The sequence below is a fragment of the Deinococcus metallilatus genome, from assembly GCF_004758605.1.
GTDB lineage: Bacteria > Deinococcota > Deinococci > Deinococcales > Deinococcaceae > Deinococcus > Deinococcus metallilatus.
The window spans coordinates 1341522-1353045 of sequence record NZ_CP038512.1 but is presented as its reverse complement, the minus strand read 5'-3'; the positions used below and the strand labels follow the sequence as shown (position 1 = coordinate 1353045).

Below are 11524 nucleotides of genomic sequence, written 5' to 3'. Positions count from 1 at the left end.
CGCGTCAATCGCTGTTCTGGACGGCCTGAAGACCGGCTGTACCGGCATTCCGGCGCCTGATCTCGGCGCGGACGGCGGGAGCGACCTCGGTGCCGTAGAGTTCGATACTCCGCATGATCTGCGCGTGCGGCATGGTCCCGACGCTCATCTGCAACAGGAAACGCTGGTGGCCGAACAGGTCGTGCTGGAAGAGAATTTTCTCGGTGACCTGCTGCGGGTCGCCCACGAACAGCGCGCCGCGCAGAGAGCGGTCCCCCTCGAAGTGCGCGCGGGTGATCGGCGGCCAGCCCCGCTCGCGCCCGAGACGGTTCATCACGGCGGCGTGGACCGGAAAGGCTTCGTCGGCCGCCTGCTGCGAGGTGGGAGCGATAAAGCCGTGAGAGTTGATGCCGAGGGGCAGGCGGGCCGGGTCGTGCCCGGCGGCGCGGGCGGCCTCACGGAAGAGGTTCACGAAGGGGACGAACCGCTCCGGCATTCCGCCGATGATGGCGAGCGCCATCGGCAGGCCCAGCGTTCCGGCGCGGCGGGCCGAGGAAGGCGTGCCACCGACCGCGAGCCAGATCGGCAGTTCCTTTTGCAGATGGCGCGGGTAGACGCCTTCGCCGCGCAGGGTGGGGCGGCTGCGGCCCTGCCAGAAGACGTGTTCCTGGTCGCGGACCCCCAGCAGCAGGTCCAGCTTCTCGGCAAACAGCGCGTCGTAGTCCACCGGCGGTCCCCCCAGGAACAGCGGAAAGGACTCCGCGAAGGACCCGCGCCCGGCCATGATCTCGGCCCGGCCCCCGGAGATCAGGTCCAGCGTGGCGAACTGCTGGTAGACCCGGACCGGGTCCTCGGTGCCCAGGACGGTTACGGCACTCGTGAGGCGGATGTTCCGTGTGCGCGTGGCGGCGGCCGCCAGCACGACGCTCGGCGCGGAAACGAGGTAGTCGGGCCGGTGGTGTTCCCCGACGCCGAACACGTCCAGACCGACCTGATCGGCCAGTTCGATCTCTTCCAGCAGGTCGTTCATCCGCTGCCCGGGACTGACGGTGAGGCCAGTCGCGGGGTCGGGTGTGCGTTCCGCGAAGGTGTAGATGCCGAGTTCAAAGGGGCGAGGCTCAAAAGGCAGGGTGGGGGTGGTCATGCCGTTCTCCTGAGTGGGGCGAGGGGGCGTCTCTCCCCTGTTGTAAGTCCACTTGGACAGGCGGAGGCACAGAAGTTCCGCCTCTTTCTTCTGAGGAACTTTAGAGATGACCCCGCCCGCCTGGCCGCTCCTCCCGTATGCTGGGCGGCGTGCTGACGAACGCTTGTTTGACCTGTGGGGAAGCGCCATGAGCGCGGAGGTGGTCCGCCCCCGCAGCGTGCTGTTCGCGCCGGGCAACCGCGCCGACCTGATCGCCAAGCTGCCCCGCAGTCGTCCGGATGCGGTGGTGATCGACCTGGAAGACGCCGTACCGGGGACCGGGGAAGCGAAGGCGGCCGCCCGTCCCATCGCCCGCGACGCCGCCCGCGACCTGATCGCCGCCGCGCCCCACCTCGCCGTCTTCGTGCGCGTGAATGCGCCGCACTCGCCCTACTTCGAGGACGATCTGGCCGTGCTGACGCCGGAACTCGCGGGCGTGGTCGTCCCCAAGCTGGAATCGGCGGCGGATGTGCGCCTGGTCGCGGAGGCGCTGGCGGCCCGGGGCCTTGACCTGCCCATCCTGGCGGGGCTGGAGACGGGGGCAGGGGTGTGGAATGCCCGCGAGATCATGGTGCCGCCGGTGGCCTGGGCCTACTTCGGTGCCGAGGACTACACGACCGACCTGGGGGGGCTGCGCACGCCGGGGAATCAGGAAGTGCTGTACCCCCGCTCGCACGTCGCGCTCGCCGCACGGCTGGCGGGCGTTCACGCGCTCGACATCGTGGTCACGCGCCTGAACGACGAGGCCGCCTTCCGCGAGGACGCGGTGCAGGGCCGCGCGCTCGGCTACGGCGGGAAGCTGTGCATCCACCCGGCACAGGTCGCACTGGCCCACGACATCTTCGGCCCCACCGACGCGGATGCCGAACGCGCCCGCCGCCTGCTGATGGCTGCCCACGAAGCCGCGCAGGAAGGCCGGGGTGCCTTCACCTTCGAGGGGCAGATGGTGGACGAGCCGATGCTGGCGAAGGCGCGGGCGACTTTGCACGCGCGCGGGGAGCGGGAAGAGGGGTGAGGTGAGGACCTCATCACTCAGGAATGAGGGCAAGCTGCGCTTGCCACCCCCCTCTGCAAGCAGCTCTGCGAGTCCCAGCCTCCCCCGCAAGGGGGGAGGAGCAAAACTCCTAACACCTCATCCCGCTCAAGGAGGCCCCCCATGAACGACGACCTCAACCGCCCGCAGGGCCGCTACTTCGAGGAACTCACGCCCGGCACCGTCATTCGCCACCGGGTCACGCGCACGATCACCGAGGCGGACAACGTGTTCTTCACGACGCTGACGATGAACCCGCAGCCGCTCCACCTCGACCGCGAATACGCCGCCGCGACCGAGTTCGGGCAGCCCCTCGTGAACAGCATGCTGACCCTCAGCCTGCTGGTGGGCCTCAGCGTGCCGGAACTGACGCTGGGCACCCTGGTCGCCAACCTGGGCTTGACCGACGTGGTGTTTCCCAAGCCCGTCTTTCACGGCGACACCATCCGCGCCGAATCGGAGGTGCTGGAGGCCCGCGAGAGCCGCAGCCGCCCGAACGCGGGACTGGTGACGGTCGAACACCGGGCGATCAACCAGCGCGATGAGGTGGTGGCGCGCTGCAAGCGGACGGCGCTGATGCAGAAGAAGCCGTCAGCCGTCAGCCGTTAGCGGTCAGCAAAGGACGCCTCAGCGCCTGCCGGGGCTTCCTGACTTGTGCTGACGGCTGAAAGCTGACAGCTTCCCCCTCACGCCGGGTCGTACCAGTTGCGCTCCCAGCGGTGGGCGTGCAGTTTCTGCACCTGCCCTTCGGGGAGGCCTCGCCCGTCCGCGAGGGCGGCGTTGCGCTCCACGTTGCGAACACTCCGCATCCCCACGATGACGGTGCTGACGGCGGGGTGGCTCAGGACGAAGCGCAGGGCGGTTTCCGGCAGCCCCGCGGTCGTGATGCCCAGGTCAGCCTCGATGGCGCGCAGGTGGTAGTGGAGTTCGGTCTTGCGGTTGCCACTGAAATAGCCGTTGCGAAAGTCACCGTCCGGAAAGGTCGTGTCCGGCGTGATGTTCCCGGTCAGGCTCCCCTCGTCCAGCGCGACGCGCACGATCACGCCGACGCCGTTCGCCTGGCAGGCGTCCAGCAGGCGATCCTGCGGGGACTGGTCGAAGACGTTGTAGATGACCTGCACCGTCTCCACCACGCCCTCCTCGACCGCCCGCAGGCCATTTTCGGGCTGGTGGTCGTTGATGGAGATGCCGAAGTGGCGGATTTTGCCCTCGCGCTTGAGTTGCGCCACGGCGTCCTGCCAGTCGCCCTGGCCCAGCCAGGAGTCGTTCCAGACGTGGAACTGCTGCACGTCCACACTGTCCATGCCCAGATTCGCCAGACTTTGCTCGGTACAGGCGATCACGTAGTCGCCGGGAAAGGCCTGATCGGCGGTGGTCGTGGGGGCGGCGGGCCACTCGCGATTTTTGGGCGGGATCTTGGTGGCGACGATCACACCCTCCCGTTCCCGCGCGACCTGCCCCACCAGCTCCTCGCTGTGCCCCTCGCCGTAAGCCAGGGCCGTGTCGATGAAGTTCCCGCCCAGGTCGAGGTAGCGGCGCAGGGCGGCCAGGCTCTCGTCGTCCTGGGCCCCCAGCCACTGCACGCCGCTGATGCCCCAGGCGCCGTAGCCGATCTCGCTGACAAGGAGGCCGGTGCGGCCCAGCGGACGCTCATGCATGGTCATGCGCGTACCCTACGCCCCGAAAAAGCCGCCGCACATGAGGGCAGGCTTCAGAGGGACCGGCTCTTCACCGCAACTTGTCTTTTCAAGTGAAAGGCCACAAGCCATCTTTCCTTGACATTCACCAAGCCCTCTCGGCAAAATACGCCCCACGAGGCGCCCCATGACTCCAGAAACCTCCATCCCCCTGATCCCGGCCCGTTCGTGGGCCATCATCGACTCGACGCTGCGGGAGGGCGAGCAGTTTGCGCGCGGGAACTTCAAAACGGGGGACAAGATCGAGATTGCCCGGCTCCTCGACGCTTTCGGGGCCGAGTTCATCGAGGTGACGACGCCGATGGTGGGCGCGCAGACGCAGGCCGATATCCGGCAACTGACCTCCCTCGGCCTGAACGCCAAGATCCTCACCCACGTCCGCTGCCACCTGGAGGACGTGCAGCGGGCGGTGGACCTGGGGGTGGACGGGCTGGACCTGCTGTTCGGGACCAGCAGCTTCCTGCGCGAATTCAGCCACGGCAAGAGCATCGCGCAGATCATCGACACAGCCTCGCAGGTGATCGGCTGGATCAAGCACAATCACCCTGGCCTCCAGATTCGCTTCAGCGCGGAGGACACCTTCCGCTCGGAGGAGGCGGATTTGATGGCGGTGTACCGCGCCGTCTCCGACCTGGGCGTTCACCGCGTCGGGCTGGCGGATACGGTCGGTGTGGCAACGCCCCGGCAGGTCTATACGCTGGTGCGCGAGGTTCGCAAGGTGATCCACGCGGAATGCGGCATCGAATTCCACGGGCACAACGACACCGGCTGCGCCGTCTCCAACGCCTACGAGGCCATCGAGGCGGGGGCCACCCATATCGACACGACCGTGCTGGGCATCGGGGAGCGCAACGGCATCACGCCGCTGGGGGGCTTCCTGGCGCGGATGTTCACCTTCGACCCGCAGGGATTGATCGACAAGTACAACCTGGAGCTGCTGCCCGAACTCGACCGCCTGATCGCGCGACTGGTGGACCTGCCGATTCCCTGGAACAACTACCTCACCGGCGAATTCGCCTACAACCACAAGGCGGGGATGCACCTCAAGGCGATCTACCTGAACCCCGGCGCCTACGAGGCGATTCCGCCCGGCGTCTTCGGCGTGGGCCGCCGCATCCAGGCCGCCAGCAAGGTGACGGGCAAGCACGCCATCGCGTACAAGGCCCGCGAACTGGGCCTGCACTACGGCGAGGATGCCCTGCGCCGCGTGACCGACCACATCAAGGCGCTGGCCGAGGAAGGCGAGCTGGACGACGCCCATCTGGAACAGGTGCTGCGGGAGTGGGTGCGGGCGTAGGGGGAGCGGTCAGCCGTCAGCTTTCAGCGGTCAGCAGAACACGGGGCGGGACAGGCAAGGGCGATACCCGCCTCCCCGTGAGGTGCTGAAATAGACTCCAGATGACTTCCGCCGTTGCCCCCGCCCTCTACCGCGTCCTCTCCCCTCCCCGTTCGGAAGGCGGCAAAACGGTGGCCGTCTTCTTCGACGCAAACGGCGACCTTCAGGCCAGAGCCGCCATTGCCGAGGCACCGCTAAGTGTGTTCGTGGAGGCGGCGGACGTGGGGAGCGTGACCTTGAGGGTCTTTACGCCGACGAAAGAGAAGGGCAGCTCGGACTCCGGCGCCCTGGCGGCCCTCGCCTGCCTGCAAGCGCGGGGCGAACTGCTGGACGTGGTGGATGTGCGAATGGGCGAGGAGGTGCTACCCGCCCAACTGTGCGGCGGGGAATGGCTGCTGCGTCAGGGGGATGTGAAGGTGACAGACACTGCGGCGGTGGACCTCTCCCCCATCGGAATCGAGGCCAGGAGCATTCAGGTCGCGTCGGTAGGCCGCCCGAATCTGGTGGTGGAAGCCGCGGACTTCACGGCGCTGGAGGCCTTCCAAGCGGATGCGGAAGCCATCGCGGCAGTGAACCGGGCGACGGGGACGACGGGGCTGATCCTGTACGCCCCCAGTGGTCCCGACCGGGCCGAGGTCAGCTTCCGGGCTTTCGGCCCCCTCAAGGGCTTTCTGGAGGACAGCGCGAGCAGCAACATGTTTGCCTGCCTGGTAGGAACGTTGGGGGCGCAGGGCAGGCTCCCCACCGATACCAACATGCTGCGGGGGGCCCAGCGGATGCCGGGTGCCCCGTCGCGCCTGACCGCGCAGTTCACGGCTGTGCCGGACGGCGCAGCCGACGTGTGGGTGGGAGGCCGGGCGGAGCGGCTGAGCCCATGACGGCCCTGACTGACCTGCGGCGGGACGCTTCCGCCTCGGCGGTGACGGCGGGCTTCGTGGCGGTGGTGGTCGGCGCGGCGAGCAGCATCGGCCTGCTGGTGGGGGCGGCGCGCGACTTCGGGCTGACGCACGGCCAGACGGTGAGCTGGGTGCTGGCCTGCTACCTCGCCATCAGCGTGTCGGGCTTCGCGCTGACCTGGCGGCACCGCGCCCCCGTCAAGATGGCCTGGACGACGCCGGGCCTCGCGCTCGTCGCGTCCCTGGCCGCCTCGCACGGGATGCACTATGCGGAGGTGCTGGGCGCCTACGTGCTGAGCGCGCTGCTGATGACCGGCCTGGGGGTGACGGGCGCCTTCGAGCGGGTCACGGCCCGCATTCCCCCGGCGCTGGCGAACGCGCTGCTGGCCGGGGTGCTGCTGCCGTTCGTGCTGGGGGCGTTCAAGGCGCTGCCGCAGGCGCCGTTGCCGGTGGGCGGAATGCTGCTGGTGTTTCTGGCCGGGCGGGCCTGGTTCCCGCGCTGGGCGGTTCCGACGGCGCTGCTGGCGGGGGCGGGGCTGTCGCTGGCGGTGGGAGCGGTGTCGCCGCTGACGGGAGGCGGCCTGGGCAGGCTGGTGTGGACGACGCCCCAGTTCAGCCTGCGCGGCGTGCTGACCCTCGCGCTGCCGCTGACGGTGCTGAACCTCGCCTCGCAGCAGCTCCCGGGGGTGGCGGTGCTGCGGGCCTGCGGTTTTGCCCGCGTGCCGACCTCGCCGCTGATCACGTGGTCGGGCGTGGCGAGCCTGCTGTCTGCCCCGTTCGGCGCACACACCACCACCCTCGCGGCGATCACGGCGGCCATCGCGGCGGGCGAGGAGGCGCACGCCGATCCTGAGCGGCGCTGGGTCGCGGGCCTGAGTGCCTCCTTCTTCTATCTGCTGCTGGGTGTGTTCGCGGGCTGGGTGGTCGGCGCGGTGGGAGCCGTGCCTGCCCCGGTGGTGGCGGCGCTGGCGGGCCTGGCCCTCGTCTCCACCACGCTGGCGAGCGTCACGGCCGCACTGACGGACGACCGGGGACGCGAGGCGGCCTTCCTCACGCTGGCGGTCACGGCGAGCGGCGTGACCTTTCTGGGCGTGGGGAGCGCCGTCTGGGGGCTGGTGCTGGGGGGCGGACTGGCCTGGACGCTGGGGCGGCGGTAGGGGCGGGCGGCTTCCGCGTACACTGCCCCCCATGAACTTCGACACCCTCCGGGCGCAGTTCCCGCCGCTCGCCTCCGGCCGCGCGTACCTCGACAACGCGGCGGGCGGGCTGCTGCCGCTGCGCTCAATCGCGGCGGTCACGGAACATCTCACGCGCTACGGGGCCACGAACGCGATGCCGGGGCACGCGCCGGGCCGGGAAGTCCTGGCCCTGAAGAAGCGCGCCCGGGAAGGAACCGCCCTCTTCCTGAATGCGGACGCCGAGGATGTCGCCCTGGGGCCGAGCACCACCGCCCTGACTTTCCGGCTGGCGGCGGCTTTCGCGCGGCTGTGGGGCCCCGGCGACGAGGTGATCCTCAGCGGCCTGGAGCACGAGGCGAACGCGAGTCCCTGGCGGGAGCTGGAGCGGGTGGGGGTGACCGTGCGGGTCTGGCACGCGCGGCAGCCCGAGATGCGCCTGCACCCGGACGATCTCGCGGCCCTGCTCTCGCCCCGGACACGGCTGGTGGCAGTCACGGCGTCCAGCAATGCCCTGGGCGTCAGGGTAGATATTCCGGCGGTCACGGCACAGGTGCGGGCAGCAGGAGCGTGGACCGTGGTGGACGCTGTCCACGCCGCCCCGCACGCCTTCCCCGACATGCAGGCCTGGGGTGCGGACTTCGTCGCCTTCAGTCCCTACAAGGTGTGGGGGCCGCACCTGGGGGCGCTGTGGGTGGCGCCGCAGCACCGCGCACGCCTGCCCTGGCCCAAGTTGAGTTTCGTCCCGCCGGGGGACATCACCGGGATCGAGTACGGCACACCGCAGTTTGAACTGCTGGCCGGGTGGCTGGGCACCCTCGACTATCTGCGTGAACTTGGCGGGCACGCGGTCCTCACCCGCGCGGCGCTGGAGGCGGCCTCCGCCCATATCGCGGAACTGGAACGGCCCATCACGGAGAACCTGCTTTCCGGCCTGCTGAACGCGCCCGGTGTCACGGTCTACGGTCCCCACAGCACGCAGGACCGCGTCGGGACCGTCGCCTTCCGCGTGGAGGGCGAGGCGCCCGAGCTGACCGCCGCCCGGCTCTCGGCGGAGGGGGTGGACGTGGCCGCCGGGCACTTCTACGCGGTGCAGCCGCTCAAGGACCTGGGGCTGTATCCGCAGGGTGTGGTGCGCGCCAGCATCGCGCATTACACGAGCCTGGAGGATGTCGAGCTCCTGCTGGAAGGGCTGATGCGGGACTGAGGAGGGCCGAACCGTCTAAAAGTCTAAGGAAATGGGCTATTTCCGCCCCTGAGCCTCTTAGACCTTTGAACCCTGGGACGGCTACGCTTCCCGTATGAACCGTCTCGCGCAGGAAACCAGCCCCTACCTCCTTCAGCACGCGGGGAACCCGGTGGACTGGTGGCCCTGGGGCGAGGCGGCCTTCGCGGAGGCGAGGCGGCGGGACGTGCCGGTGCTGCTCAGCATCGGGTACTCGACCTGTCACTGGTGTCACGTGATGGCGCACGAGAGCTTCGAGGACCCCGCGACCGCCGCATTCATGAACGAGCATTTCGTGAACATCAAGGTGGACCGCGAGGAACGCCCGGACGTGGACGGCGTGTACATGACCGCCACGCAACTGATGACCGGGCAGGGCGGCTGGCCGATGACGGTCTTTCTGACGCCGGACGGCCAGCCATTCTACGCGGGCACCTACTTTCCGCCCGAGGACCGCTACGGAATGCCGGGCTTCCGCCGCCTGCTGGCGAGCGTGGCCCATGCCTGGGAACAGGACCGCGACAAGCTGACCGGCAACGCGCAGGCCCTCACCGAACACGTCCGCGAGGCGAGCCGTCCCCGGCGGGCGGCGGGCGACCTTCCCGAGGGCTTCCTGCGCCGGGGCGTGGAAAACCTGCGCCGCGTGTACGACGCCGACCTGGGCGGCTTCGGGCGCGCACCCAAATTCCCCGCGCCGACCACCCTGGACTTCCTGCTCACGCAGCCGGACGGGCGCGACATGGCCCTCCACACCCTGCGGATGATGGGGCGGGGCGGCATCTACGACCAGCTCGGCGGCGGCTTTCACCGCTACAGCGTGGACGAACGATGGCTGGTGCCGCACTTCGAGAAGATGCTGTACGACAACGCGCAACTGACGCGGACGCTGCTGCGGGCCTACCAGTACACCGGAGATGAAACCTTCACCTGCCTGGCCCGCGAGACGCTCGCCTATCTGGAACGCGAGATGCTCGCCCCCCAGGGCGGCTTCTACAGCGCGCAGGACGCCGATACGCAGGGGGTGGAAGGCCTGACCTTCACGTGGACGCCGGACGAGGTGCGGGAGGTGCTGGGCGAGGGGCCAGACGCCGACCTCGTGCTGCGCGTGTACGGCGTGACCGAGCAGGGCAACTTCGAGGACCCCCACCGCCCGGACGCGGGGCGGCGCAACGTGCTGCACGTCCTCACGCCGCCCGCCGACCTCGCGCGTGACCTGGGGGAGAACGGAGAGACGCTGACGGCGAGACTGGACGCTGCGCGGGCCCGCCTGCTCGCCGCCCGCGAACAGCGGCCGCAGCCCGGCACCGACGACAAGGTGCTGACCTCGTGGAACGGGCTGGCGCTGGGCGCCTTCGCGGACGCGGCGCGGATTCTGGGGGAGGAACGGTACCTCGACCTTGCCCGCCGCAACGCGGACTTTGTGCGGGACCACCTCCGTCTCGAAGGCGGCACGCTGCGGCACACCTTCAAGGACGGCGAGGCGCGGGTGGAGGGGCTGCTGGAGGACCACGCGCTCTACGGCCTGGGGCTGGTGGCGCTGTACCAGGCGGGGGGCGATCTGGCCCATCTGGAGTGGGCACGCGAACTCTGGGAGATCGTCCGGCGTGACTTCTGGGACGAGGAGGCGGGCCTCTTCCGATCTACGGGCGGACGGGCCGAGACGCTGCTGACCCGGCAGGCGCAGGGCTTCGACTCCGCCGTCCTCAGCGACAATGCCGCCGCCTCGCTGCTGGGCCTGTGGATCAGCCGCTATTACGGCGACGAGGAGGCCGAGCGGCTGGCCCGCTCCGTCGTCCGCACCTATCAGGCCGACATGCTGGCCGCAGCGGGCGGATTCGGGGGGCTGTGGCAGGCCGCCGCGTTTCTGGAAGCGCCCCACGTCGAGGTGGCCCTCATCGGCACGCCCAGGGAGCGCGCGCCGCTGGAGCGGACGGTGGCCCGCTTCCCCCTCCCCTTCGCGGCCATCGCCCCCGCCGAACGCGGGGCAGGGCTGCCGGTGCTGGAGGGAAGGCCGGGGGGCGGCACCGCCTATGTGTGCGTGGGCCGCGCCTGCGACCTGCCGACGCGGGAGCCGGAGGTGCTGGCGGAGCAGTTGCGGAGGCTGTGAGCTCAGGGCTTACGCGATTGGGAAGAAGAAAGCGTGTGGGACGCTGTTTCTTCTCTTCCCCCTGGAGGGGGGAGGCTGGGACTTGTAAAGCTCCGCAGGAGAGGGGGTGAACGGGCCGGGCATCCCAGCCCCACGTTTTCTCAACTCCCCGATATTCCGATCCAGAGTCTCGCGTAAGTCCTGAGCTTCCGGCTCACGGTCTGAGTTCCCGCACCCCTTCCGACGCGGCCACGAACGCCACGTCCGCCATGCCGAGGAAGAAGCCCGTCTCCACCACGCCCAGCGTCCCCTTGATCTGCCGTTCCAGCGCCGCCACGTCGAAGCTCTCTGGCAGTCGCGCGTCGTAGATGTAGTTGCCGTTGTCGGTGACGTAGGGCTGCGCGCCGGGTTGCCGCAACCGACCGCGGGGCACGATCTCCCGCAGCCGCTCGATGGTGGACAGAAAGCCGAAGCGGGCGATCTCGACCGGCAGGGGAGCCTTCTCGCCCAGCCGCGTGACCAGCTTGGTCTGATCCGCGATGATCACGAGTTGCCGCGCCTGCACCTCGGTCAGCTTCTCGCGCAGCAACGCCCCACCCAGACCCTTGATCAGATTGAGTCGTGGATCGATCTCGTCCGCCCCGTCGATGGCGATGTCGAGGGGGCGCGGGTCGAGCGGTTCCACCGGGATACCCACTTGCCGGGCCAGCGCCTCCGAAGCGTCACTGGTCGCCACGCCCACCACGCCCTTCAGGTCACCGGACGCCAAGCGTTCCCCGATGGCCTCAATCGCATACTTGGCCGTGCTGCCGGTGCCCAGGCCGACGCGCATCCCGCTGTGGACCAGGGCGACGGCCCGCAGCGCGGCTTCTTTTTTCAACGCCTCCAGATCAGGCACAGTGTTTTCAGGCATC

General features: G+C 69.4%; 10 protein-coding genes. 7 read left to right on the top strand and 3 right to left on the bottom strand.

Translation table 11 applies throughout. The annotated features are described in order from the left end of the window. Positions 1 to 4: 4 nt before the first annotated feature. Entirely contained in the window at positions 5 to 1123 is a 1119-nt protein-coding gene (locus E5F05_RS12510; protein WP_129118953.1) for an LLM class flavin-dependent oxidoreductase, read from the bottom strand. Positions 1124 to 1310: 187 nt separating this feature from the next. Here E5F05_RS12510 and E5F05_RS12505 point away from each other — a divergent pair, with 187 nt between their 5' ends. Next, positions 1311 to 2177, top strand: a complete 867-nt coding sequence (locus E5F05_RS12505) for an HpcH/HpaI aldolase/citrate lyase family protein (RefSeq protein ID WP_129119087.1) — start codon at positions 1311 to 1313, stop codon at positions 2175 to 2177. A 141-nt stretch (positions 2178 to 2318) separates the two neighbouring features. After that, positions 2319 to 2804, top strand: a complete 486-nt coding sequence (locus E5F05_RS12500; protein ID WP_129118952.1) for a MaoC family dehydratase — start codon at positions 2319 to 2321, stop codon at positions 2802 to 2804. A 77-nt stretch (positions 2805 to 2881) separates the two neighbouring features. Here the strand turns inward: E5F05_RS12500 and E5F05_RS12495 are convergent, their stop codons facing one another. After that, positions 2882 to 3853, bottom strand: a complete 972-nt coding sequence (locus E5F05_RS12495; RefSeq protein WP_129119086.1) for an aldo/keto reductase — start codon at positions 3851 to 3853, stop codon at positions 2882 to 2884. 166 nt (positions 3854 to 4019) lie between these two features. Between E5F05_RS12495 and lysS the strand changes: the two genes are divergently transcribed. From lysS to E5F05_RS12470, 5 genes are all read left to right on the top strand, one after another. Continuing rightward, positions 4020 to 5189 carry a homocitrate synthase gene (lysS, locus tag E5F05_RS12490; protein WP_129118951.1) on the top strand — a complete coding sequence of 390 codons (1170 nt, stop codon included), beginning with the start codon at positions 4020 to 4022 and terminating at the stop codon, positions 5187 to 5189. A gap of 101 nt (positions 5190 to 5290) precedes the next feature. Further along, the gene (locus E5F05_RS12485) at positions 5291 to 6106 is read left to right on the top strand and encodes a PhzF family phenazine biosynthesis protein (protein ID WP_129118950.1); all 816 of its coding nucleotides are present in this window, start codon (positions 5291 to 5293) and stop codon (positions 6104 to 6106) included. Then, positions 6103 to 7281, top strand: coding sequence for a benzoate/H(+) symporter BenE family transporter (locus E5F05_RS12480; RefSeq protein WP_129118949.1), 1179 nt, complete (start codon positions 6103 to 6105; stop codon positions 7279 to 7281). Before E5F05_RS12485 ends, E5F05_RS12480 begins: the two co-directional genes overlap by 4 nt. A 31-nt stretch (positions 7282 to 7312) precedes the next feature. Next, positions 7313 to 8506 carry a cysteine desulfurase-like protein gene (locus E5F05_RS12475; RefSeq protein ID WP_129118948.1) on the top strand — a complete coding sequence of 398 codons (1194 nt, stop codon included), beginning with the start codon at positions 7313 to 7315 and terminating at the stop codon, positions 8504 to 8506. Positions 8507 to 8600: 94 nt separating this feature from the next. Next, positions 8601 to 10631 (top strand): thioredoxin domain-containing protein, encoded by a 2031-nt coding sequence (locus E5F05_RS12470; protein WP_129118947.1) that lies wholly within the window; start codon positions 8601 to 8603, stop codon positions 10629 to 10631. A 193-nt stretch (positions 10632 to 10824) separates the two neighbouring features. Here E5F05_RS12470 and rpiA read toward each other — a convergent pair whose 3' ends face one another. Then, positions 10825 to 11523 (bottom strand): ribose 5-phosphate isomerase A, encoded by a 699-nt coding sequence (rpiA, locus tag E5F05_RS12465; RefSeq protein ID WP_129118946.1) that lies wholly within the window; start codon positions 11521 to 11523, stop codon positions 10825 to 10827. Position 11524: the final 1 nt, after the last annotated feature.